The 23,280-nt window shown below is 71.6% G+C and carries 20 protein-coding genes; 14 read left to right on the top strand and 6 right to left on the bottom strand.

Features of this window, described 5'->3' with window-relative positions:
* Positions 1–47 precede the first annotated feature (47 nt).
* A complete protein-coding gene (locus tag OG623_RS14910; RefSeq protein WP_406146943.1) occupies positions 48–731 on the top strand; it encodes a DUF4255 domain-containing protein in 684 nt (227 codons plus the stop codon).
* Complete coding sequence (locus OG623_RS14915; RefSeq protein WP_406146945.1) at positions 728–2,857, top strand: ATP-binding protein; 2,130 nt, start codon at positions 728–730, stop codon at positions 2,855–2,857. Before OG623_RS14910 ends, OG623_RS14915 begins: the two co-directional genes overlap by 4 nt.
* Before the next feature lie 36 nt (positions 2,858–2,893).
* Here OG623_RS14915 and OG623_RS14920 read toward each other — a convergent pair whose 3' ends face one another.
* Complete coding sequence (locus OG623_RS14920) at positions 2,894–4,282, bottom strand: hydrolase (protein WP_406146946.1); 1,389 nt, start codon at positions 4,280–4,282, stop codon at positions 2,894–2,896.
* Positions 4,283–4,539: 257 nt separating this feature from the next.
* Here OG623_RS14920 and OG623_RS14925 point away from each other — a divergent pair, with 257 nt between their 5' ends.
* The 4 genes from OG623_RS14925 to OG623_RS14940 all read left to right on the top strand — a co-directional run bounded on the left by OG623_RS14925 (position 4,540) and on the right by OG623_RS14940 (position 7,309).
* Positions 4,540–6,132, top strand: coding sequence for a phage tail sheath subtilisin-like domain-containing protein (locus tag OG623_RS14925; RefSeq protein WP_406146948.1), 1,593 nt, complete (start codon positions 4,540–4,542; stop codon positions 6,130–6,132).
* Positions 6,133–6,201: 69 nt separating this feature from the next.
* Positions 6,202–6,645, top strand: coding sequence for a phage tail protein (locus OG623_RS14930; protein ID WP_104787890.1), 444 nt, complete (start codon positions 6,202–6,204; stop codon positions 6,643–6,645).
* Entirely contained in the window at positions 6,645–7,154 is a 510-nt protein-coding gene (locus OG623_RS14935) for a hypothetical protein (protein WP_406146950.1), read from the top strand. Before OG623_RS14930 ends, OG623_RS14935 begins: the two co-directional genes overlap by 1 nt.
* On the top strand, positions 7,151–7,309 hold the full coding sequence (locus tag OG623_RS14940; RefSeq protein WP_362892978.1) for a DUF6760 family protein: 159 nt from the start codon (positions 7,151–7,153) through the stop codon (positions 7,307–7,309). The genes OG623_RS14935 and OG623_RS14940 overlap by 4 nt, the downstream gene beginning before the upstream one ends.
* A gap of 53 nt (positions 7,310–7,362) precedes the next feature.
* Here OG623_RS14940 and OG623_RS14945 read toward each other — a convergent pair whose 3' ends face one another.
* Positions 7,363–7,677, bottom strand: a complete 315-nt coding sequence (locus tag OG623_RS14945; RefSeq protein WP_406146952.1) for a hypothetical protein — start codon at positions 7,675–7,677, stop codon at positions 7,363–7,365.
* 2,062 nt (positions 7,678–9,739) lie between these two features.
* On the opposite strand from OG623_RS14945, the gene OG623_RS14950 reads away from it, so the two are divergent.
* The 8 genes from OG623_RS14950 (at position 9,740) to OG623_RS14985 (ending at position 18,970) form a co-directional block, all read left to right on the top strand.
* Complete coding sequence (locus OG623_RS14950; protein WP_406146954.1) at positions 9,740–11,302, top strand: hypothetical protein; 1,563 nt, start codon at positions 9,740–9,742, stop codon at positions 11,300–11,302.
* Between the two features lie 77 nt (positions 11,303–11,379).
* Positions 11,380–11,802, top strand: a complete 423-nt coding sequence (locus tag OG623_RS14955) for a phage tail protein (protein ID WP_406146955.1) — start codon at positions 11,380–11,382, stop codon at positions 11,800–11,802.
* A gap of 28 nt (positions 11,803–11,830) precedes the next feature.
* Positions 11,831–12,553: a LysM peptidoglycan-binding domain-containing protein gene (locus tag OG623_RS14960; RefSeq protein WP_406146956.1), complete on the top strand. Its 723-nt coding sequence runs from the start codon at positions 11,831–11,833 to the stop codon at positions 12,551–12,553.
* Positions 12,553–14,463: a VgrG-related protein gene (locus tag OG623_RS14965; protein WP_406146958.1), complete on the top strand. Its 1,911-nt coding sequence runs from the start codon at positions 12,553–12,555 to the stop codon at positions 14,461–14,463. Before OG623_RS14960 ends, OG623_RS14965 begins: the two co-directional genes overlap by 1 nt.
* A 97-nt stretch (positions 14,464–14,560) precedes the next feature.
* Entirely contained in the window at positions 14,561–15,016 is a 456-nt protein-coding gene (locus OG623_RS14970; protein ID WP_406146960.1) for a GPW/gp25 family protein, read from the top strand.
* Positions 15,016–16,974, top strand: coding sequence for a putative baseplate assembly protein (locus OG623_RS14975; RefSeq protein ID WP_406146961.1), 1,959 nt, complete (start codon positions 15,016–15,018; stop codon positions 16,972–16,974). Before OG623_RS14970 ends, OG623_RS14975 begins: the two co-directional genes overlap by 1 nt.
* A 23-nt stretch (positions 16,975–16,997) precedes the next feature.
* Positions 16,998–17,555, top strand: a complete 558-nt coding sequence (locus tag OG623_RS14980; RefSeq protein ID WP_406146962.1) for a phage tail protein — start codon at positions 16,998–17,000, stop codon at positions 17,553–17,555.
* A complete protein-coding gene (locus OG623_RS14985; RefSeq protein WP_406146963.1) occupies positions 17,552–18,970 on the top strand; it encodes an NADase-type glycan-binding domain-containing protein in 1,419 nt (472 codons plus the stop codon). The genes OG623_RS14980 and OG623_RS14985 overlap by 4 nt, the downstream gene beginning before the upstream one ends.
* A 148-nt stretch (positions 18,971–19,118) precedes the next feature.
* Here the strand turns inward: OG623_RS14985 and groL are convergent, their stop codons facing one another.
* The 4 genes from groL to thrC form a co-directional block, all read right to left on the bottom strand.
* Complete coding sequence (gene groL, locus OG623_RS14990; RefSeq protein ID WP_406146965.1) at positions 19,119–20,741, bottom strand: chaperonin GroEL; 1,623 nt, start codon at positions 20,739–20,741, stop codon at positions 19,119–19,121.
* 302 nt (positions 20,742–21,043) lie between these two features.
* Positions 21,044–21,250: a cold-shock protein gene (locus OG623_RS14995; protein ID WP_003967346.1), complete on the bottom strand. Its 207-nt coding sequence runs from the start codon at positions 21,248–21,250 to the stop codon at positions 21,044–21,046.
* Positions 21,251–21,665: 415 nt separating this feature from the next.
* Entirely contained in the window at positions 21,666–21,941 is a 276-nt protein-coding gene (locus tag OG623_RS15000) for a MoaD/ThiS family protein (protein WP_406146967.1), read from the bottom strand.
* Between the two features lie 33 nt (positions 21,942–21,974).
* Positions 21,975–23,273, bottom strand: coding sequence for a threonine synthase (gene thrC / locus OG623_RS15005; RefSeq protein WP_406146968.1), 1,299 nt, complete (start codon positions 23,271–23,273; stop codon positions 21,975–21,977).
* Positions 23,274–23,280: the final 7 nt, after the last annotated feature.

A 23,280-nucleotide genomic window follows, 5' to 3' on the forward strand; every position in this document is an offset into this window, starting at 1 on the left:
GAGCCGGACGGTGCGGCAGGCACCACGGCAGGGCGGGAGCGGCACGCGTGATCCACGAGGTGGACGAGGTCCTCAAGCGCCTCCTGACCGGCGGGGCGTTGACGGGTTCCGGCATCGAGGTGTCCTTCGAGGCGCCCACGCGTGACTGGGCGGCCCGGCGCAATGCCCCTGTGGTCAACACCTACCTGTACGACATCCGGGAGGACGTGGCCCGGCGTCAGCGCGGCCACACGTCGGTGCTCGACGAGCGGAACATCGTGGTGCGCCGCAGCCAGCCGCCCCGCTGGTTCCGGCTCTCGTACCTGGTGACGGCCTGGACGAAGACCCCGCAGGACGAACACCGGCTGCTGTCGGCCGTGCTTGCGACGCTGCTCCCCCGGGAGCTGCTGTCGCCCGACGAACTCCCCGGCTCACTCGGACGGCTCGGGCTGACCCTGCCGCTGACGGTGGCCGGACTCCAGACGGAGTCACGCTCCTTCGCCGAGATCTGGTCCGCGCTGGGCGGCGAACTCAAGCCGTCCCTGGACCTCGTGGTGACCGCGCCCTTCCCGGCCTTCCCCGAGTACGACGTCGGGCCGCCGGTCACCGAGGGCGCGACGGTCGGGGTACGCGACATCGACAGCGACAGCCGCGAGCCCGTGGGACGCTCGCACCGGCCCCACCACGTGGCGGCGGCCCGCGCCGCCCGCGAGGAGGCGGTGGCCGCCCGCCGAGGGGAGAAGCCGCGTTGAACACCTCGCTCCAGGCCCCTGAACGCCACCCCTCGCTCCCGCTGTTCACCCGGCTGGACGGGCTGCGGAGGTCGGTGGCCACGCTGGTCGAACGCCGCTCCGCCACCGACCCGACGGCCGACGACCCGCTGCGCGGCCTGTACCTGTCCGACGAGGCGGTACTGCGTCTGCTGCACACGGGCACGGACGGGGACACGGGCTCGGGCTCGGACGGGGACGCAGACGGCGGCTTCCCGGCGGCGGAGGCAGCGGACGGATGGGCCGACGACGCCCACACCGACGACCGGCTGGCCAGGACGGCCGCCAGGCTACGGCTGACCGAGCTGGACACGGCCATCCTGCTCATCGCCCTCGCCCCCGACCTCGACCGCTCCTTCGAGCCGCTCTACGGCTACCTCAACGACGACGTGAGCCGCCGCCGCGCCACGGCCGGCCTCGCCTTCGATCTGTGCGGGCTCCCCGCCCATCTGCCGCAGGCCCGCGCCCGGCTCCATCCCACCGCGCCGCTGCGCGCGTTCGGTCTGCTGGACGTCGAAGATCCCGAGCGCCCCTTCCTCTCCCGCGCGTTGTCCGTGCCGGACCGGGTGGCCGCACACCTCATCGGTGACGACACCCCGGACGCCACGCTGCGGGGGCGCCTGCGCCCGATGCCGGACCCGCTGTCCGCGGCCGAGCACGACGAGGCCTTCGGCCGGCAACTGGCCGCCGGGCTGTACGACGGGCCGCTCGCCATCTATCTGCGGGAACACCGGGAGGGTGACGGCCTGGCCGCGCTCGCTGCCGCCCTGCGCACGGTGGGCGTCGAAGCGCTGCGCTTCTCGGGCCACACCGGCGGCTCAGGCCCGGCAGGCCCCCCGGACCCCCACGACGCATCCGGCGGCGCATCCGGCTCGCCCGTCGCCCAGGGCGATGACGACCATCACGTACGCGCGCTGCTGCGCGAGGCGCGCCTCAGCGGCCGGGCGGTCGTGGTGTCCGGTCTGCCCGACCGGCCGGGCCCGCTGGTCGAAGCGCTGACCGGGGCCACGGACGTGACCGTGCTGCTGGCGGACCCCCGCCCGTACGACCCGCAGTGGTCCTCGCGCGACCCGCTCGTGCTCCAGGCACCGCGACGCCCGGCCGGCGGCACCGACGCCTGGCAGGCCGCGCTGGGTCCTGACGCCGGCCATCTCGACCTGGCCGCCACCGTGGCCCCGTACCACCTCGGCGGTGAGCGCATCGGCCGCGCGGCCCGTGCCGCCCTGGCGCTGGCCGACTTCGACGGAACCCCGCTCGGCGCCCACCACATCCGGCTCGCCGCCCGCCAGCAGTCGGCGTCCGGCCTGGAGAAGCACGCGCGCCGGATCCAGCCCGCGGTGGGCTGGGACGACCTCGTCCTGCCCGACGAGCCCCTGACCCAGCTGCGCGAACTCGCCCTCCGCGCCCGCCACCGCGACCGGGTGCTCGGTGACTGGCGGCTCAACGCGGGCGGGGGACGCGGGCGTGGCGTGGTCGGCATGTTCGCGGGGTCGTCCGGTACCGGCAAGACACTGGCGGCGGAGGTCGTCGCGGCCGATCTGGGCCTCGACCTCTACGTGATCCAGCTGTCCTCGATCGTCGACAAGTACATCGGCGAGACCGAGAAGAACCTGGAGCGGATCTTCACCGAGGCCGACAGCACGGACGCCGTGCTCCTCTTCGACGAGGCCGACGCCGTCTTCGGGAAGCGCTCGGAGGTCAAGGACTCCCACGACCGGTACGCCAACATGGAGAGCTCCTACCTCCTCCAGCGGCTGGAGTCGTTCGACGGATTCGCGCTGCTCACCACCAACCTGCGCTCCAACATCGACGAGGCGTTCACCCGCCGTCTCGACCTGGTGATCGACTTCCCGTTCCCGGACGCCGGCCAGCGGCTGGCCCTGTGGCACCACAGCCTGTCGCACGTGCCGTCCGTCGCGGAGATCGACGCAGCGCCCCTGGCCGAGGACTTCGAGCTGGCGGGCGGGACGATCCGCAGCGCGGTGGTCACCGCCGCCTACCTCGCCGCGGGGCGGGACGAACCGGTCGGCGCGGGCGACCTGCTGGAGGGCGCCCGCCGCGAGTACCGCAAGGCGGGACGGCTGGTGCCGGGCGAGGCGAACTGGTGAGAGAGCCGTGGCCCGCCTTGCGGCGGACCGCGCTCGTCACACCCTGAGCCTGATGGCTTCCAGCTGGAGCTTCAGATTCATGGGGCTGCCGCTGTAGACCCACTCACCGGGCTTGGTGCAGGAATGGCCGTACCATCCCTTCTCCTTCACGTTGCTGTCCTGGCAGACGCTCCCGTCGGTGACCCCGATGGTGAAGCCCTCCATGACGGAGTACGACTCCTTTGTGGAGCCCAGGTACATGTCCTTGCCCGTGCCCTTGCCCTGCCACTTCTCGCCCTCACGCCAGCCCTCGACCACGTAGGCGCCGGCGCCCCGTACGCCCCCGGTCTTGGACACCGCGATGTTGAGGGCCTTGATGGGCTGTCCCTTGCCGACCTCGCCCGCCGTCGCGCCGTCGCACACCGGGTTCGTCCAGCCCTTGTCCGCCACGTAGACGCGGTAGCAGATGTGGCGGCCCTCGCTGAGTGCGGCGATCTCGTGCACCGCGACGGCCGCGGTCCGCTCCGGCGGCTTCGCCGACTTCGAAGCGCCGCCGTCGCCACCGCCGCTGTCCCCGGGGCTCTTGTCCTCGGTCGTGGGGGTCACCTCGGGCGCGGGGGCGGACGGCGACGTCTCGGGCGGGGCACTCTCCTTGGGCGGCGGGATGGCGCTCACGGCCTGATCGGTCTTCTCCAGCGCCAGGCTCTTCACCTGAGGCTTGTAGGCGATCCAGATCGCGACGAACGCGATGGCCAGCGTCACGACGAGGCCGAGCACGGTCGCCAGCCAGCGCGGCAGGAACCCCCGCTGGATGTACGTACCGTTCACATCCACGTTGTTGGCACCGGAGCGTCGCAGCGCCACCGCGTAGGGCTGTTCCTCCTTGGGCCCGAACCAGATGATCTGCTTCGGCTTCAGCGTCGCCTTGACGAACGCGGCCCGGCCCGGCTCGACCTGGACGTTGCTCGGCTGCATCTCGTACGAGATCCGGTCACCGGAGTCGCTGCCGCTGAGCGAGGCGGTGACCTTGGTGTTGCCGAGGTTGTCGACCGCGATCCTGGGCCGGCCGCGGAAGCGGCCCTTGACGACCGGCGGCACCAGTTCGGCCCGTACCTCGGTGAACGGGGTGATGGTGAGGTTGCCCTCCGGGACGGTCACCGCCTCGGGATGCTCGGTCGGCGTGATCCGCACGGCGTACGGATTCGGCCCCGCGGTGGCGTCCGAGGTGCGCGGCGGGGCGAACGTCAGGTCCACCGAGCCCGTGGTGCCCGGGTAGAGGCGCAGCGACTGCGGCTCCACCACGGCCCAGGGGGCGAGGGGACCGATCGGTTCGAAGCGGTATTCGTCCACCACGTCACCGGTGTTGCGCAGCCGCAGCCGTACTGTCGTGCTGCTGCCGGGGTCGACGGTGGTGGAGAGGGGCTCGAGGGAGGTCCAGAGGCTCACCTCGCGAGGCTATGGCGGTCCTGGCGCCCAGTCAGCAAGCTCAGGGGCACCGTCGTTGCCCGATCGTCGCTGCGTACGCGCACAACCGCGCCTCAGGGGCCCCGGAACCGGCCGCAAGGCGCCGCTCCAGTCGCACAGAAGTGCCCTTGTGGGCAATCGAAGTGCCCCCGATCGGGCCCCGTAGGACGTTTCAGGTGACGCGCTTCGCGCGTGAGGGTGAGAGGACGTCCTGTCTCGTACCCCGAGGAGAGCAGAGCATGCCGTCCTACCTGTCGCCCGGTGTATACGTCGAGGAGGTGGCAAGCGGCTCGCGTCCCATCGAGGGAGTGGGAACCTCGGTTGCGGCCTTCGTCGGTCTCGCGTCGACCGGCCCCCTGAACGAGCCCACCCTGGTGACCAACTGGACGCAGTACGTCGCTGCATTCGGCGACTTCACCGAGGGTTACTACCTGGCGCACTCCGTCTACGGCTTCTTCAACAACGGCGGCAGCGCCGCCTACGTCGTGCGGGTCGGTGGCACCTCCGAGGGCGCGTCCGACCAGGCCGCCCCCGCCGCGGTGGCCGGCTCCAAGGCACCCGCCGCACTGACCGCCGGTGAACCGCAGCAGCTGGGCACCTTCACGGTGACCGCGCTCGCGCCCGGTCAGAGCGGCTCGCTGACCGTCGAGGTCGCCGACCCCGAGGGTGAGGGCCCCGCCGAGCGGTTCAAGCTCGTCGTCAAGGACGGCGAGAAGACCGCGGAGACCTTCGACGTGACCGCCAAGAAGAGCGGCCGCAACTACGTCGTCACCCAGGTCAAGGAGCGCTCCAAGCTCATCGCCGTGACGGAGGCCGCGCCCGCCGCGCAGCTCGCACGGCCCGACAACCAGACGGTGGCGCTCGCGGCCCCCGCCCCTGCCGCTTCCGCACCGGCCGTCCCCGCGGCCGACACCACGTCGAGCCCCGGGCCCGCCCAGTACCTCGGCGACTCCGCGGACCGCACCGGCTTCGGTGGCCTGGAGGCCGTGGACGAGATCTCCATGGTCGCCGTTCCCGACCTGATGGCCGCCTACCAGCGCGGCGCGATCGACCTGGAGGCCGTCAAGGCCGTCCAGCTCGGCCTGATCGCGCACTGCGAGCTGATGGGCGACCGCGTCGCGGTCATCGACCCGCCGCCCAGCCTGAACGCCCGTGAGATCCGCGTCTGGCGCCAGGAGACCGCAGGCTACGACTCGAAGTTCGCGGCCCTGTACTACCCCTGGGTCAAGGTCTTCGACCCGGCGTCCGGCCAGTCGAAGCTGGTCCCGCCGAGCGGCCATGTCTCCGGCATCTGGGCCCGTAACGACTTCGAGCGCGGAGTGCACAAGGCTCCCGCCAACGAGGTCGTACGAGGAGCGGTGGACCTGGAGATCCAGATCACCCGTGGCGAGCAGGACCTGCTCAACCCCATCGGCGTCAACTGCATCCGTGCCTTCCCCGGCCGTGGTGTCCGCGTCTGGGGTGCCCGCACCATGTCGTCGGACCCGGCGTGGCGCTACCTGAACGTGCGCAGGTACTTCAACTACCTGGAGGAGTCGATCCTGATCGGCACCCAGTGGGTGGTGTTCGAGCCGAACGACCAGAACCTGTGGGCGCGCATCCGGCGCAACGTCTCGGCGTTCCTGGTCAACGAGTGGCGCAGCGGCGCCCTGTTCGGCTCGCGGCCCGAGGAGGCCTTCTACGTCAAGTGTGACGAGGAGACCAACCCCCCGGAGTCCGTCGACGTCGGCCGGGTCATCTGCGAGATCGGCATCTCCCCGGTCAAGCCCGCCGAGTTCGTGATCTTCCGGCTCGCGCAGTTCTCCGGCGGCAGCGGGGAGCTGGAGGAGTAGGGCCACGCCCCGCACGCCTCACAGCTCTCGTACGTGATCCACCAAAATTTTCGGTAGGACGGACAAAAGATGAGTATCGGCCCGGGTGACGCGTTCACCTCACATAACTTCGGCCTCCAGATCGACGGCGTGATGGTCGAGTACCTGGCTGAGGTCAATGGCCTCACCATTGAGCAGGACGTCATCAAGCACCTCTCCAACTCCGCGCAGGGCAAGCCCGAGGTCAGCCTCATGCCCGGCACGCAGAAGGACGGGCAGTGCACGGTGGTGCGCGGTATGACGCCGTCGGCGTCGTTCACGACGTGGATCAACGACTCGATCGCCGGTCAGATGTCCACGGCCCGCAAGAACGCCTCCATCATCGTGATGGACTACCAGAACAACCCGACGAAGCGTTACAACATGCGCAACGCCTGGTGCAGCAAGATCGACGCCAGTGCCCTGAAGGCCGGTGAGGCCTCGGCGCTGACGGAGACCGTGACCATCGTCTTCGAAGAACTGGTCATCGAGTAATGCGGCGCACTTCGGCCAGGGCCGGCGCGGGCCAGCTCGCGGACGTACCGGCGCCCCAGGCCGTGGAGGGGCCGGAGCAGACACCTGCTCCGGCCCCTGCACCCGCCCCAGCCCCTGCCCCCGCTCCGGTGGTCCAGCGGATGCAGACGGAGTTCCCCTTCGAGCTGCCGCGTGGCTACGTCGACGAGGCGGGGACCGTGCACAGGGACGGCGTGATGCGCCTGTCCACGGCCCGGGACGAGCTGATCCCGCTGCGGGACGTCCGTGTGCAGGAGAATCCGGCGTATCTTTCGGTGGTGCTGCTGGGCCGCGTCATCACGCGGCTCGGCACGCTGTCGATGGTGCACGACGGGACGGTGGAGAACATGTTCGCCTCCGACCTGGCGTTTCTCCAGGACTTCTACCGGCAGATCAACGCCGAGGGCCACACCAGGGCAGCGGTGGAGTGCCCGCACTGTTCCGAGCCCTTCGAGGTGGAACTCGGCGGGAGCCGCCTGGGGGAATCGTGACGTACGCGACCGACCGGCTGCATGAGGAGATCGCGTACGTGGCCTATCACTTCCACTGGAGCCTGGACGCGATCCTGGATCTGGAACACCCGGACCGCCGCCTGTACGCGGACCAGATCGCGTCCTTCGTGACAAGGGCCGGGGCGGAGGGCTGAGCCGTGGGGTTTCTGGACCGGTTGCGCGGCCGTGAGGATCGCGCGGAGACACATCACACCGCCCCTGCGGGGCCGTCGGCCGGGTCCCCGGGGCCTGTCGGTCCGGCTGGGCCTGTCGGCTCGGCCGGGTCCGGCGGTGCTTCCGACGCGGCGGGCGCGGTGCCTGCTGTCGTTGCAGCCGCCGGGTGGACCGGCCTGCCGCCGATCCAGCGGGCCGTGGACTCGCGGCGGTCGGTGGTCGCCGACGCCGGTTTCGGCGGACGACTGCCGACCTGGCAGAACCCGTCGTTCACCGGGTCCGCGGCCGGGTCCTCCACGTCCTCGGCCGGGTCCTCCACGGGGCTGCCGTCCCTCGGCGTCATGGACATGGCGCCGGACAGTCTCCTTTCGGGGGCGCAGTCCGGCTCGTCCCGCCCCGCGGCAGGACTCGAAGGGCCTTCACGCGCCCTCCCGTTGGCGACGGGCGCGGCGGAGCCGGCAGTGCAGCGGGCCCCGGCGGTACCGCTGCGGGCCCTGCCCGCGGCGGGCTCCCAGGGCCACGGCGGGGCCGCGCGGGCGACCGGGCGCGCTGCCGCGGCGTCGGCGGCGCCCGCCGTTCCGGCTCCTGCTCCGACCGCTGCTGCTGCCCCTGCCCCTGCTGCCCGGCCGGTGGCTGCGGGCGCTGCGGAGACCTCGGCAGCGGCCGGACCGGCCGCATCCGGCCCCGCTCCTGTTCCCGCTCCCGCCTCCGCTCCTGTTCCCGTACGAGCGGTACGGGACGCGAGCCAGGGACCGAGGAGCGCCCCGGCTCCGGCGCACGGTGTCCGGGTGGCGCATGTACCGCCCACCTCGTCCAGGACTCAACCCCTGACCAGGGCACCGGCGGTGCAGCGCCGGGTGCTGCCCGCAACGCCACGGCGACAGCCCGCAGCGTCAGGGGGCGCCGGAGGTACGCAGGGTGCGCCCGGCGGAACCACGGCATCGACCGAGCCCGACCGAGGGGGAGACGGCACGCCCGGCTCCCCCTACACCGCACCCCTGCCGCAGACCCCCGACGACCGTGGACCGGCCGGCGGCGGCGCCGGCCCGGTACAGCGGGCCGTGGCCCAACGGCCCGGCACTACCGGCACTACCGGCACGGAGGCGCGCCGTGCGGGGGCGTCCGGGGCCGGGGCGCCTGGGGCCGCAACTCCCGGCGCGGGGTCTCCCGGCACGGGATCGTCCGGTGCGGGGGCGCGCGGGGCCGGAACACCCGGAGCTGCGGCGTCCGGAGCGGGAGCGCCCGGCGCATCGACGTCCGGCGCCGGAATGCCCGTTGCCCGAAAGCTTGCCGCCGGAACCTCCGGCTCAGGAACGCCCGGTGCAGGAGCGCCCGGAACCGGAAGGTCCGGCGCCCGTACGTCCGGCCCGGTATCGCCGAGTGCCACGACACCCGGTGCGGGAACGCCTGACGCTGGATCACGCGGTGCCGGAACACCCATGGCCCGTAAGACCGCGGCCGGAACCTCCGGTGCGGGAACACCCGGAGCCGGGACGCCCGGCGCCCGTGCGTCCAGCACTGGTTCGGCCGGTTCGGGGACGCCTGGCGCGGGTTCAGCCGGTACGGGGTCTTCCGGCGCCCGGACGTCCGGCGCGGGATCGCCCGGAACAGGGGCATCCGGCGCAACCTCCGGCTCGGGAACGACCGGAGCGGCGACGCCCGGTGCGGTGACGCCCGGCGCCCGGACGTCCAGTGCGGCAGCACCCGGTGCCGGTACCCCCGGAGCGGGATCAACCGGCGCGAGTACACACAGCGTCCAGAGGTCCGGCGCAGGATCACCCGGCTCCGGAACACCCCGCGCCGGCTCACCCGGCGCGGGAACGCCCAGCGTCCAGAGGTCCGGCTCGGCATCACCCGGCCTCGGAACACCCCGTACAGACTCACCCAGCTCGGGAACGCCCAGCGCCCGGACACCCGGCGCCGGTTCGCCCGGTCTCGAAGCGCCCCGCGCCGGCTCGCCCGTCGCGGGTACGCCCAACGTCCAGAGGTCCGGCGCAACATCACCCGGCCTCGGAACACCCCGTACAGGCTCACCCGGCGCGGGGACGCCCGGCACCCGGACGCCCGCGGCGGGCTCAAACGGTGCAGGGTCGACCGGCACGGGATCATCCGCTGCCCGAACACCCGGTGCGGGGACGCCTGGCGCGGGATCAACCGGTGCGGGGGCTTCCAACGCCCGGACATCCAGCGCGGGATCGCCCGGCCCCGCAACACCCGCCGGCGGCCCGCGCACTGCCGGGACCCCCGGCGCCGGCGCCTCCGGTGCCGGCACGCACGGAGCCGGAGCACACGGCGCCGGAATGCCCGTTGCCCGAACGCCCGCAGCCGGATCCAACGCCCCCGCAACACGCCCCGCAGGGGCGGACGCTGCACGTGGTAACACCGGCCCCGCCGCCCCGTCCTCCGCCCCCGTGCAGCGGGCCGTTGCCGACGGCGCGGCGTCCTCGGCCCCTGGTCCGCGCGACCCGGCCGGGCCCCCGCCCGTACGGCCGGCAGCCCCCCGTGGAACGACGCCCGCCGGACCTGGCGCCCCGCGTGGCCTCGGGCGTCCCACCGACGCGCCCAGGACACCGTCCGCGAGCCCGCAGGACCTCGCGGCCGCCGTTCCGCCGCCCACCAGCGGTCCGGCCCAGGCCGGGCCGTCGCGTACGGCCGCGGCCTCCTCGCCCAGCGGCGCCGCCGCCGTGCCCCCGGCCGGCCGGGGGCCCCATGTACAGCGCTCCGTGACGCCGGCGGCTGCCACCCGGCCCGTGGCGGCAGCCGGCTCCGGCGCCACCGAGGTCCGACGCACCACCGCGCCTGGCGCCTCCTCCGCCGGCCACTCGGCCTCGGCAACCCCCGCTCCAGGCAGCGCCCTCCAGCGCGCGGGCGCCCAGAACCCCGCCACGCCGGCCACACCCACCATGCGCCCCGCACCCGCACCGGCCCCCGGTGACCGGCCGGTCGGCCCACGCGCCACGGCGCCGAACGCGGCCCGCCCGGGTCTCGGCGCCCCGATGCCCTCCGCGCCGCCGCACATGCGTACGTCCGCCGGGGAGCCGCAGGGCCCGCGTACCCCAGCCGCGTCACCGGCCCCAGCCCCGACCCCGGCCCCGTCCTCCCCCGCCACCGCTCCCGTCCAGCGCCGCACCACGCTCGGCGCACCGCTCAGCGCACCGCTCGGCGCACCGCTCGGCGCACCGCTCGGCGCGGCGCCCAGGGACGCGGCTCCGCTCATCGCCCCACCCGCGCCGCCGGCCATCGCCTCCCGGACCACCGCGCCGACAGCGCCGGTCGTCCAACGGGCCTCCGCCGCCCCCGCACCGAACACCCCCACCCCGCCGTCCCTTCCCGTCCCCGCCCCTTCGCAGGCCCCACAGACACCGCATCTCCCACCGCCGCCCCCGGCCGCCGCCGTCCCGCCCGCACCCGCCGGCCGTACCCTCGTCCAGCGCCGTGCCACACCCCTCACGGCCGTCCCCCTGCGCGGCCTCACACCCCCGGGTGCCACCGCCGCGTCGCCTCTGCCCGTCGCGGTCCTCACCCCGCCCCCGGCGTCGCCGGCGGCCCCCGCGCGGCCGGTCCTGTCCAGCAGCGCGTCGGATCCGACCGTCCAGCGCCTCGGCAAGGGTTCGGCCATCGGGGCACTCGCCGCGGCGACCGCCGACACCGTGTCCTCCACCCTGGGCCGGATGCGGCCCCACCGGAGCGGCAACAACGCCAAACCGCCGCCCTCCGAACCGCCCGTCGGCCAGAATCCTCCGGCACCGCCACCACCCCCGTCCGGCGGGAGCGGGAGCACCTCGCCCAGGCAGGAGGAGCCGCCGCCCGAGTACGCGGCGGTCCAGCAGGGCGGATTCGACCCGCGTGACCTCACCGACTTCCAGCTCGACGAGCTCGTGCACCGGATGATCGGCCGCATCACCCGCCTGATCCGTACCGAACTGCGCATGGACCGCGAACGGATCGGCAGACTCCGCGACCCCCGTCACTGACCGGCGAGCCCACCGGCACCGGCTCCCTCCCCGACCACCGCCCCCGACAGACGTATCCGACGAAAGGCCCACCCGCGATGCCCCGCCAGGACCCGGGCTCCACCATCTGGTTCACCCTCACCATCGACGGCGAGAGCCTCGGTTACTTCAACGGGTGCGAAGGCCTGGCGTCCCAGGTGGAGATCGAACAGCGCCAGGAGGGCGGCAACAACGGGTTCGTGTGGCAGCTGCCGACCCGCGTCTCCTTCTCCAACATCCGGCTGACCCGCCCCCTCACCCCGGACACCGCCAAGGTCGCCAAGTGGATCTCCTCCGTCCAGACGGGGATCAAGCGGCCGACCGCCCAGATCTCCGCCCTGCGCGCGGACGGCTCGCTGGTCGCCCGCTGGGGGCTGATCGACGTCCTGCCCGTCAGCTGGCAGGGCCCCAGCCTCGACCCCGGCAACCCTGCCGTGGCCAACGAGGTCCTGGAGATCGCCCACCACGGATTCACGGACTGACGGCGCCCAGGAGGAGAGAGGAAGACCCATGGCAACCAGCAGCAATGGCGCCGGCAAGAGCCTCGTACGCGCCGGCCTCGCCATCCACGAGCCCCCGGTGGGCACGAGCACCACGCCCGGCGCGCTCATGCGGACGTTCGACTTCGAGTTCAACCCGTCGCAGCTGTCCCTGACCCAGCGTGCCCAGTGGAAGGCGACCCCGACCGCGGCCGTACGGGACGGCTCCAAGCCGGAGTTCATGGGCGCCGAGCCCCGGGAGATGACTCTGGAGATCTTCCTGGACTCCTCCACCGAGCCGACCGGCAACTCGGTGCTCAAGAAGGTGGAGTCGCTCCTGGGCTGCTGCGAGGTGACCGCCAAGAGCATCGCCGCCAACCAGCCGTCGCCGCCGTGGGTGGTGTTCCAGTGGGGGTCGTTCTCCACGTCCCGCTTCACCGCGTACGTCAGTTCCATCGAGGCGTCGTACACCCTCTTCGGCACCACCGGCGTGCCCATCCGCGCCACCTGCCAGGTGCAGCTGCACGAGATCCCCGGCAAGACCAGGGGCCAGAACCCGACCTCCGGCGCGCTCAGCGCCCAGCGTGTGCACCAGGTCGTCGCGGGCGACTCGCTCCAGTCGCTGGCCTGGCGTGAATACGGCAACGCATCGGCCTGGCGTGACATCGCCGAGGCCAACGGCATCGACGATCCGTCCAAGCTGCCCACCGGCACCGAGCTCGTGCTCCCGGCGGCGGAGGAGGTGCGTCACTGATGGTGCAGACCGCGTTCTCCAGCATCATGCAGGTCACCTTCGGTGGCGCGAAACTGCCCACCGCCATCGCCCCGATGCTCGTCGAGGGCTGGGTCGACCAGGGTGTCGGTGTGCCCGCGGCGTTCCGGCTGACCTTCCGCGACCCCTACCACCTGGTGCTCGGCGAGCTGAGCGTGAAGTTCGGCACGAGGGTCGTCCTCACCCCGATCGCGGACGGCCAGGGCATCGGCAAGCCGCTGCTGACCGGCGAGGTCACCGGCATGGAGGCCGACTACGACGGCACAGGCAGCTTCACCGTCGTCCGCGGCTACGACTTCGGGCACCGGCTGATGCGCCAGCGCAGGGTGGCGGCGTACCGGAACCAGACGGCCTCCGACATCGCCCGTAAACTCGTCGGCCTCGACGGGGTGCCCGTCGGCAAGATCCAGGCGACGAGGGGTGCGTACGGATTCATCAGCCAGTCCAACATCACCGACTGGGACTTCCTCGCCCGGCTCGCGGACGAGAACAACATGGTGATGTCCGTGGACCCCAAGGGGAAGTTCCGGTTCGTCAAGCCGAACCCGTCATCCAGCGCGCCCTCGCCGAGCACGGACGGCGACAAGAGCGCCTTCGTCCTCCAGGCCGGCCACGACATCCTGCGGCTGCGTGCCGCTGTCACCGCCGCCGACCAGGTCGGCGAGGTCGAGTCGCGGGGCTGGAACGTCACCACGAAGAAGAAGATCACCGAGACCACGCCCGCCCTCACCGACCCGGGCATCTCCATCGGCCTCACCCCCGGCGAGGCCGCGGGCAAGTTCAAGTCCGCCAAGCTCGTCGAGACCGGTACCCCCTACGACAAGCAGGACGAGGTGGGGCACGCGTCGAAGGCCCTTGCCGCCGACGTCACTTCCTCGTTCGCCGAGCTGGAGGTCGCGGTGCGTGGCAACCCCGACCTGCGGCCCGGGGTGGCCGTGGCGCTCGCGGACGTCGGTGAGCCCTTCGAGGGCAAGTACACCGTCACCTCCGTACGCCACGTCTTCGGCGACGGCAAGCACTACGAGTCCTGGGTCACCGTCAGCGGACGCCAGTGGCGCTCGCTGTACGGTCTCGCCTCGGGCGGCGGCAACGCGGACGGCGGGAGCTCCCGGCTGCCCAGCGTCGCCAACGCCATCGTCACCGATGTCCAGGACCCGCTGAAGCAGGGCAGGGTCAAGCTCCAGTTCCCGTGGCTGGACGACACCTACGTCAGCGACTGGGCGCGCAGCGTGCAGATGGGCGGCGTGGGGGGCGGCGGTGTCTTCCCGATGGACGTCGGCGACGAGGTGCTGGTCGCCTTCGACCGGGGGGCGCTGGACCACCCGTTCGTCATCGGCGGGCTCTACAACGGCCGCGACGTACCGACCAAGGTCAACGACGTCCCCCTGCACGACGGTCTGAAGAAGAAGGCCACCCGGCACACCCTGTCCGACCGGCAGAGCAACCGCGTCGACCTGCTCAGCCAGCGGACCGGCGGGCGGAAGCAGGGCGTCCGGATCGCCAGCGGCGATGACAAGCTGACCATCAACCTGGACCGCACCAAGACCGAGATCACCGTCGACAGCAAGGGCTCGGTCAGCATCAAGGGCAGCCGCTCGGTGTCGGTCGACGCCGGCACCGACCTCTCGCTGAGCGCACGCCGGGCGGTGACGATCAAGAGCGGTGGTCCGCTCACCCTCCAGGGGCAGGGCGTGGTCAACCTCAGGTCCACGGGCGGTGTCGTCAGCGTCAACGCGATGGGCGCCCTGAATCTGTCGGCGACCGGCGCCGCGTCGCTGTCCGCCACGGGGATCGTGTCGGTCCAGTCCGTGGCCAACGTGAACATCAAGGCCGTGAAGCTCGACCTCATGGGCGGCTTCTTCGTCAACACCATCAAGTACCCGTTCGGATGACCGGCCGCCGCCCGCACCGGCACGCCGGGACCGTGCCGAGAAGAAGTCCCGTATCGAGCAGAAGTTCCGTATCGAGAAGAAGTCAGGTGGCTCTCTGATGGCCGAACAGTTCGTCGGCTCCGGCTGGGCCTTCCCGCTGCGTATCGGCCCCACCGGCGGCATCGCTCTCGTCAGCGGGGAGCGGGAGGTCGAGGAGGCCATCAGACTCGTGCTGTCCACCGCCCCGGGCGAGCGGCCGATGCGCCCCGAGTTCGGCTGCGCCATCCATGACCTCGTCTTCGCACCGGTCAACGAGCAGACGGCAGGGCGCATCCAGCACGAGGTCCATGTGAGCCTGGACCGCTGGGAACCCCGTATCGAGGTCCACGAGGTCGAGGTCACCGCGGGCGGCGAACAGAACGTCCTGTTCATCGACGTCCGTTACGCGATCCGCGGCACCAACAACCCGCGCAGCCTGGTCTTCCCGTTCTACGTCATCCCCTCTCACGAGGAACCGGGAGATCCGGGCCCCTCCGGCGGCCCCGGTGCTGCCCACTCCGAAAGCGAAGGCTGATGTCCCTGCCCTCCCCCAACCTCGACGACCGCCGCTTCCAGCAGTTCGTCGACGACGCCAAGCGCTACATCCAGCAGCGCGCCCCGGAGTGGACCGACCACAACGTCTCCGACCCCGGCGTCACCCTCGTCGAGACGCTCGCCCACATGGCCGACCAGATCGTCTACCGCCTCAACCGGGTCCCGGAGAAGAACCACCTGGCGTTCCTCGACCTCGTCGGCATCACTCTCTTCCCTCCGGCCGCTGCCCGTACCGACGTCACGTTCTGGCTGTCCGCGCCGCAGGAGGACGCGATACCTGTCCCGGTCGGCACAGAGGTGGCGACCGTGCGCACGGAGCGCGACACCGCCGTCGTCTTCGCCACCGAACGCGAACTGACCGTGGTGCCCTGCTCGCTCAGCCACCTCGTGGTGCAGCACCAGGGCAAGCCCGTCACCGACCGGACGGCTGACCTCGCCGAGGGCAAGGACCTGATGTGCTTCGCCGAGGCGCCCGCCCCCGGCGACTGCATGCTGTTCGGCCTCACCGCCGCCGTCCCGTACTGCGCCCTCGCCCTCGAACTCGACAGCCGCGTCGACGGTGTCGGTGTCGACCCGCGGCAGCCGCCGCTCGTCTGGGAGGCGTGGACCGAGGACGGCTGGCGGCCCTGCGAGGTCGACCGCGACGGCACCGGTGGTCTCAACCGGCCCGGTGACGTCGTCCTGCACGTCCCCGGCGGCCACGTACTCTCCCGCAACGGCGGGCACGAGGCCGGCTGGCTGCGCTGCCGTGTCACCGAACCCCAGCAGGGCCAGCCCTTCTACGCCACCTCACCGACCATCAGGTCCGCCGAGGGCTACACGATCGGCGGCACCACCCGCGTCATGCACGCCGAGTCGGTGTACGACGAGACACTCGGCGAATCCATCGGGCTGCCCGGCCAGCGGCTGCGGCTCGCGCACACCCCTGTGGTCGGCGACAACCCGCCCGTGCTGCTCCAGACCTCCGGCCACGACGGCTGGGAGGACTGGGAGGTCGTCCCGCACTTCGCCGCGTCACGGCCCGACGACCGCCACATCACCCTCGACGCGGTCACCGGCGAGATAGCCTTCGGCCCCGCCGTACGCGAACCCGACGGCACGCTCCGCCAGTACGGCGCCGTAGCCCCCAAGGGATCCGTCATCCGCGCCCGCCGCTACCGCACCGGCGGCGGCCGGGAGGGCAACGTGGCCCGCGGGACCGTACAGGTGCTGCGCACCTCCATCCCGTACGTCTCCGAAGTCGTCAACCGCGAGGCCGCACGCGGCGGTGTGGACGGGGAGACCGTCGAGGAGGCCAAGCTCCGCGCCCCCATCACCCTGCGGGCCCAGGAACGCGCGGTGACCCTGCGCGACTACGAGGAACTCGCCCGCAGGGCCGCCCCCGAGACCGCCCGCATCACCTGCCTCGAAGGCAAGGAGAGCGAGTACGGGGCCTACGCGATACGGGTCCTCGTGGTGCCCCAGGCCGTCCCCGACCCCGGCGGCCGGCTCCGCTTCGAGCAGCTCGTGCCGGGCGACGCGCTGCTCGACCGGGTCACCCGCCACCTCGACGAACGCCGTCTGATCGGCACCAGGGTGGCCGTGGGCCCGCCCTACTACCAGGGCGTCACCGTGGTCGCCACCGTCCACGCCTTCCGCGGCGTCGACACCGACCGGGTACGCCGGCAGACCCATGACGCGCTCTACCAGCACCTCGACCCGCTCACCGGGGGCGCGGACGGACGCGGCTGGCCCTTCGGCCGCCCGGTCCAGGCCGGCGAGGTGTTCGCCGTCCTGCAACGCGTGCCCGGCGTGGAACTCGTCGACGAGGTCATCCTGCACCCCGCCGATCCGCTGACCGGCAAGCGCGGTGACCCGACCGACCGCATCGACCTCGAATCGCCGTCCCTGGTCTTCTCCTTCGACCACCGCGTACGGGTGATCGGGGACGGCGCGTGAGCGACCTGCCACGGAAGCAAGCGATGAGGGGCTCCATCGACGGCCTCGGCTCGTCGACGCCCATCAGCACGATGCTCCCCGCCGTCTTCGCCGACGACGATCTCGCCCAGCGCTTCGTCGCCGGGCTCGACGACGTCCTGGCACCCATCCTCAACGTGCTGGACTGCCTGGACACCTACTTCGACCCCGCCCTCACCCCGGCCGACTTCGCCCAGTGGCTCGGCACCTGGGTCGGCGCCGAGACCGACGGCACCGAACCCGAGGCACGGCTGCGTGCCGCCGTGGCCGCCGCCGCGGGACTGCACCGCGTACGGGGCACCAGGCGCGGCCTCTCCGAAGCCGTACGGCTCGCCTTCGGGACCGAACCGGAGATCTCCGAGAGCGGCGGCGCCGACTGGAACGCCCGGCCGCTCGGCCCCGTACCCGGCAAGCCCAGACCCCATCTCCACGTCACGCTCAGCCTCCCCGACCCCACCCCGACGGACACGCACCGCCTGGACGCCCTCGTGGCAGCCGCCCGCCCCGCGCACATGCCCTACACCGTCACCGTGACGGCAGCCGAAAGGACCCCGGAGAGATGACCACGCAGAACTGCGCCGAGTGCGGCACACGCGCGGAACCGGGTCAGTCGTTCTGCGACGCCTGCGGCGCCGTGCTCGGCTGGGACCAGGCCGGCTCCCGCGCCGGCCAGGCCCAGACCTCAGGTTCCCCCTCGTCCGCCTCGTCCGGCCCCGCCGCCTCCACCCCCGCGGAGGGCACAGGAACCGGCCGGGACGCCTTCGGGAGCCCCGGCGACGCCGGTGCCGCCCGCACCCAGCGCCCGCTGCCCGACGGCGGCCCCGCCCCGACGCCGTCCACCGCCACCGGGAGCCACCCCACGGGCTCCACCTCCACTTCCACCTCCACCTCGGTGTCGATGCCCGGCGATGCCGCCTCGGGAGCGACAGCCGACGCCTCGCGCCTGCCCAACCCCAGCGAGACCGGCGGCTGGGCCACGACGGCCCCGCCCGCGGCCTCCGGCGGCTCCACGGCCTCCGGTGGCCGGACGCCCGGCGAGAACAACCCCACCGTCCCGCTGCCCACCTCGCAGCAGAGCGCGGCCGACCGTGCCCGCTCGCTCCTCGTCCCGCTCAGCGAGCCCGAGCCGGCCCATGACTCGCCGCCCCCGGCCGCCGCCCCGGTCCTGCCCGGACGCCCGGACACCGACCGGCCGCAGGTACGCGTCCCCGGCCCGCAGCAGGACACCGGGAACGGCCCGCCCTGCTCCTGGTGCTCCACCCCCAACCGCCCCGACCGGCACTTCTGCGTCCGCTGCGCGATGCCGCTGGCCGACAACGACGAACGCCCGGCGGCCCCCCGCCCCTGGTGGCGCCGTCTCACCGGCTCCCGCCGGCGCGAGATCCCGTGGGCGGGCGACCGGCCCCGCATCCGGCGCGCGTTCGACCGCATCGGCACCTGGATCACCGCGGCCGTCGTGGCCACCCTCGCCATTCTCGGCGTGGTGTACATCCCCGACGGTGTCCATGCCACCCAGGACCACTTCGCCAAGCGCGCGCCGGTCGCACCCAGCAAGAAGACGGCGTCCCGCTCCTACACCGGCCACAAGCCGCAGCTCGCCTTCGACAAGCTGAACAACACCTGGTGGGGCCCCGGGGTCACGTCCGAGGGCAAGGGCGAGTGGATCGAGGCGGAGTTCGACCGGCCGACCCGTCTGCTGAACGTGGTCATCACGCCGGGTGTGTCCATCCGCCCCGACGATCTCGACGAAGCCAACCTTCCGCAGCGCATCAAGGCGACGGTGACGACGAAGGACGGAAAGAAGACGGAGCGCGAACTCACCCTGGACCAGGGATCGGGCGAGCAGAAGCGCAACTTCCGCTTCCGTGACGCGGTGAAGGTGCGGTTCACCGTCGAGTCGTCCTACATCGTGGCCGACAAGAAGCAGGTGGCCATCGCCGAGATCGAGTTCTTCGGCCCGGCGAACTCGGACTCCTGACCCCGCGCCCCTCCTGGCCTCTTGGCCTCCTGCACCTCCCGCACCTCTGAGACACGACGACGGCGGCCCCCGGGACGAATCCCGGGGGCCGGCGTCGTACGGATACTGCGGGTACTACGGATACCGCCTGGAGTTCCTGATCCGAGGATCAGAAGTCCATGTCACCGCCCGGCATGCCGCCCGGAGCGGCCGCAGCGGCCTTCTCCGGCTTGTCGGCGATGACGGCCTCGGTGGTGAGGAAGAGCGCGGCGATGGACGACGCGTTCTGCAGGGCGGAGCGCGTGACCTTCGCCGGGTCGATGATGCCCTCGGCGATCATGTCGACGTACTCGCCGGACGCGGCGTTGAGGCCGTGACCGATCGGCAGGTTGCGCACCTTCTCGACGATGACGCCACCCTCGAGACCACCGTTGACGGCGATCTGCTTGAGCGGGGCCTCCAGCGCGAGCTTCACGGCGTTGGCGCCCGTGGCCTCGTCGCCGGTCAGGTCGAGCTTCTCGAAGACGGCCGAGGCCTGGAGCAGAGCCACGCCACCACCGGCGACGATGCCCTCCTCGACGGCGGCCTTGGCGTTGCGCACCGCGTCCTCGATGCGGTGCTTGCGCTCCTTGAGCTCCACCTCGGTGGCGGCGCCGGCCTTGATGACGGCCACGCCGCCGGCCAGCTTCGCGAGGCGCTCCTGGAGCTTCTCGCGGTCGTAGTCCGAGTCGGAGTTCTCGATCTCGGCGCGGATCTGCTTGACGCGACCCTGAACCTGGTCGCTGTCGCCGCCGCCGTCGACGATGGTCGTCTCGTCCTTGGTGATGACGACCTTGCGTGCGGTGCCGAGCAGGTCCAGGCCGGCGTTCTCCAGCTTGAGACCGACCTCCTCGGAGATGACGGTGCCACCGGTGAGGATGGCGATGTCGCCGAGCATGGCCTTGCGGCGGTCACCGAAGCCCGGGGCCTTCACGGCGACGGACTTGAAGGTGCCACGGATCTTGTTGACGACCAGCGTCGACAGCGCCTCGCCCTCGACGTCCTCCGCGATGATCAGCAGGGCCTTGCCCGACTGCATGACCTTCTCGAGCAGCGGAAGGAGGTCCTTCACGTTGCTGATCTTGGAGTTGACGATCAGGATGTACGGGTCGTCGAACGACGCCTCCATACGCTCCATGTCGGTGGCGAAGTACGCCGAGATGTAGCCCTTGTCGAAGCGCATACCCTCGGTGAGCTCAAGCTCCAGACCGAAGGTCTGGGACTCCTCGACGGTGATGACGCCTTCCTTGCCGACCTTGTCCATAGCCTCGGCGATCTTGGCGCCGATCTCGGTGTCAGCAGCGGAGATGGAGGCCGTCGAAGCGATCTGCTCCTTGGTCTCCACGTCCTTCGCCTGCTCCAGCAGAGCGGCGGAGACGGCCTCGACGGCCTTCTCGATGCCACGCTTCAGAGCCATCGGGTTGGCACCCGCGGCGACGTTGCGCAGGCCCTCGCGGACGAGCGCCTGCGCGAGAACGGTTGCGGTGGTCGTACCGTCGCCGGCGACGTCGTCCGTCTTCTTGGCGACCTCCTTGACCAGCTCCGCACCGATCTTCTCGTACGGGTCCTCGAGCTCGATCTCCTTGGCGATGGAAACACCATCGTTGGTGATCGTGGGCGCGCCCCACTTCTTCTCGAGGACGACGTTACGGCCCTTGGGGCCGAGGGTGACCTTGACGGCGTCGGCGAGCTGGTTCATCCCGCGCTCGAGACCGCGCCGTGCCTCCTCGTCGAACGCGATGATCTTGGCCATGTGAAGTGGTCCTCCCGGACAGGGGTGGATTTCTCCGGACCGGGAGGCGCCCGCGACGGACGGCCAGCGACTCGGTGGTTCCTTGCCCCACCGGGCCTGCGGGCCTCACCGGCCCGATCCAAGTTCTGTCACTCTCACTTGGAGAGTGCTAACGCCAATGATTAGCACTCGACCCCGGAGAGTGCAAGCTCCTTCGGAGAAGGAGCGGCTCCCGGGCGACGGGTGGACGCACGTGAGGCCCGTACCCCGGTGGGAGGTACGGGCCCCGCGTGTGTGAGTGTCGTTGGCCGACCGCGCCGAGCTCAGCCGACGGCGAGCTTGACCATGTCCGCCTGCGGCCCCTTCTGGCCCTGCGAGATCTCGAATTCAACTCGCTGACCCTCTTCGAGGGTGCGGTACCCGTCCATCTGGATCGCACTGTAGTGGACGAAAACATCCGCACCACCGTCGACCGCGATGAAGCCGTACCCCTTCTCCGCGTTGAACCACTTGACGGTGCCCTGAGCCATGCCCAACTCCCCTATTACTGGCCCTTGCACGAGCCCGCACTTCGCGGGCCCGGGTCAGAACTCACCCTCCGAAAGGAGAGGGTGGCGTGCGCCGGAACGCGTCGACCGCGGCCGAATGTATCTGCCCAACTGCCCTCTGCAACAGGTCAATCGGACGAGAATTCTGGGCACAGGCGATCGCACGCATGGGGCGGATTCACAGGATTCCCGGGCAAGTCGGGCCCGACAAAGGCCACTTATGCCGCAAGGGGTTCACTTACTTTGGCTGCTTCTTGTCGCGGCCGGGCGCATTCTCATATGCGGCTGGCATGCGCGGCGGCGGGGACTTCCCCAACTGTACCGCGCTCAACCATGCAGAATGGCCCCCTCCGCTTCTCTCGCGGACGGGGCCATTCTGCTCACGCTGTGCGGTCGGTCAGCCTCCGGCGACGGCCGGGATGATCGAGACGCCCGCGCCGTCCGGCGTGGCCGCGTCCAGGCCGCCCTCGAAGCGCACGTCGTCGTCGTTGACGTACACGTTCACGAAGCGGCGCAGCTTGCCCTCGTCGTCCAGGACACGGCCGCCGATGCCCGGGTGGTTCTGCTCCAGGGACGCCAGGACCTCGGAGAGGGTCGCGCCCTCGGCCGGGACCTCGGCCTGACCGCCCGTGTAGGTGCGGAGAATGGTGGGGATACGGACCTTGACGCTCATAGGGGTGCCTTCCTCGGGTCTCGGGTGGTCGGGTCAGCCGGCGGCGGCGAGGCCCGCGTCGCGGAACGCGTCCAGGCTGGGCCGGATCGTCGCCGACAGGCCGGTCGTCGGGGCGACCGCGTCGAGCGTCTTCAGACCGTCGCCGGTGTTCAGGACGACGGTGGTGAGGGCCGGGTCGAGCAGACCGGCGTCGATCAGCTTCTTCGTCACACCGACCGTCACACCGCCCGCGGTCTCCGCGAAGATGCCCTCGGTGCGGGCCAGCAGCTTGATCGCGTCGACGACCTGCTCGTCGTTCACGTCCTCCACCGCACCGCCTGTGCGGCGCGCGATGTCCAGGACGTACGGGCCGTCGGCCGGGTTGCCGATCGCCAGGGACTTGGCGATGGTGTCCGGCTTCTGCGGGCGCACGACGTCGTGGCCGGCCTTGAAGGCGGTGGACACCGGCGAGCAGCCCTCGGCCTGGGCGCCGAAGATCTTGTACGGCTTGTCCTCGACGAGCCCGAGCTCGATCAGCTCCCGCAGACCCTTGTCGATCTTCGTGAGCTGCGAGCCGGACGCGATCGGGATGACGATCTGGTCGGGCAGCCGCCAGCCGAGCTGCTCGCAGATCTCGTACGCCAGGGTCTTGGAACCCTCGCCGTAGTACGGGCGGAGGTTGACGTTGACGAAGCCCCAGCCCTCGCCGAGCGGGTCGCCGATGAGCTCCGAGCAGAAGCGGTTGACGTCGTCGTAGTTGCCCTCGATGCCGACCAGTTCGCCGCCGTACACCGCGGCCATGACGACCTTGCCCTGCTCCAGGTCGTGCGGGATGAACACGCAGGAGCGGAAGCCGGCGCGTGCGGCGGCGGCGCCCACCGCACCGGCGAGGTTGCCGGTGGACGAGCAGGACAGGGTGGTGAACCCGAAGGCGCGGGCGGCCTCGACGGCGATGGCGACGACACGGTCCTTGAAGGAGTGCGTCGGGTTGCCGGAGTCGTCCTTGACGTACAGACCGCCGGTGACGCCCAGCTCACGGGCGAGGTTGTCGGCCTTGACCAGCTTCGTGAAGCCGGGGTTGATGTTGGGCTTGTCCGCGACATCGGAGGGGACCGGCAGCAGCGGCGCATAGCGCCAGATGTTGTCCGGTCCATCGGCGATGCGCTTCTTCAGCTCTTCCGGGGAGCCGCTCGGCAGGTCGTACGCCACTTCGAGCGGCCCGAAACAGGACACGCACGCGAAAATGGGACCGAGCTCGAAACGTTCGCCGCATTCGCGGCAGGAAAGCGCCGCGGCGGGACCGAGGTCCACTGCGGAGGAATTGGTGTTCGCTGCAACTGTCTGCACAGCCATGATGGCG

Origin of the sequence: Streptomyces sp. NBC_01012 (assembly GCF_045162755.1) — a bacterium.
GTDB lineage: Bacteria > Actinomycetota > Actinomycetes > Streptomycetales > Streptomycetaceae > Streptomyces.

What these genes read in the sequence shown, in the direction of transcription:
- OG623_RS14985 (WP_406146963.1), top strand. Translation starts at nt 17,552, where the DNA reads ATGACCACGCAGAACTGCGCCGAGTGCGGCACACGCGCGGAACCGGGT.
- OG623_RS14975 (WP_406146961.1), top strand. Translation starts at nt 15,016, where the DNA reads ATGTCCCTGCCCTCCCCCAACCTCGACGACCGCCGCTTCCAGCAGTTC.
- OG623_RS14930 (WP_104787890.1), top strand. Translation starts at nt 6,202, where the DNA reads ATGAGTATCGGCCCGGGTGACGCGTTCACCTCACATAACTTCGGCCTC.
- OG623_RS14955 (WP_406146955.1), top strand. Translation starts at nt 11,380, where the DNA reads ATGCCCCGCCAGGACCCGGGCTCCACCATCTGGTTCACCCTCACCATC.
- thrC (WP_406146968.1), bottom strand. Translation starts at nt 23,273, where the DNA reads ATGGCTGTGCAGACAGTTGCAGCGAACACCAATTCCTCCGCAGTGGAC.
- OG623_RS14965 (WP_406146958.1), top strand. Translation starts at nt 12,553, where the DNA reads ATGGTGCAGACCGCGTTCTCCAGCATCATGCAGGTCACCTTCGGTGGC.
- OG623_RS15000 (WP_406146967.1), bottom strand. Translation starts at nt 21,941, where the DNA reads ATGAGCGTCAAGGTCCGTATCCCCACCATTCTCCGCACCTACACGGGC.
- OG623_RS14960 (WP_406146956.1), top strand. Translation starts at nt 11,831, where the DNA reads ATGGCAACCAGCAGCAATGGCGCCGGCAAGAGCCTCGTACGCGCCGGC.
- OG623_RS14925 (WP_406146948.1), top strand. Translation starts at nt 4,540, where the DNA reads ATGCCGTCCTACCTGTCGCCCGGTGTATACGTCGAGGAGGTGGCAAGC.
- OG623_RS14970 (WP_406146960.1), top strand. Translation starts at nt 14,561, where the DNA reads ATGGCCGAACAGTTCGTCGGCTCCGGCTGGGCCTTCCCGCTGCGTATC.
- groL (WP_406146965.1), bottom strand. Translation starts at nt 20,741, where the DNA reads ATGGCCAAGATCATCGCGTTCGACGAGGAGGCACGGCGCGGTCTCGAG.
- OG623_RS14945 (WP_406146952.1), bottom strand. Translation starts at nt 7,677, where the DNA reads ATGTCCATGACGCCGAGGGACGGCAGCCCCGTGGAGGACCCGGCCGAG.
- OG623_RS14995 (WP_003967346.1), bottom strand. Translation starts at nt 21,250, where the DNA reads ATGGCTCAGGGCACCGTCAAGTGGTTCAACGCGGAGAAGGGGTACGGC.
- OG623_RS14980 (WP_406146962.1), top strand. Translation starts at nt 16,998, where the DNA reads ATGAGGGGCTCCATCGACGGCCTCGGCTCGTCGACGCCCATCAGCACG.
- OG623_RS14935 (WP_406146950.1), top strand. Translation starts at nt 6,645, where the DNA reads ATGCGGCGCACTTCGGCCAGGGCCGGCGCGGGCCAGCTCGCGGACGTA.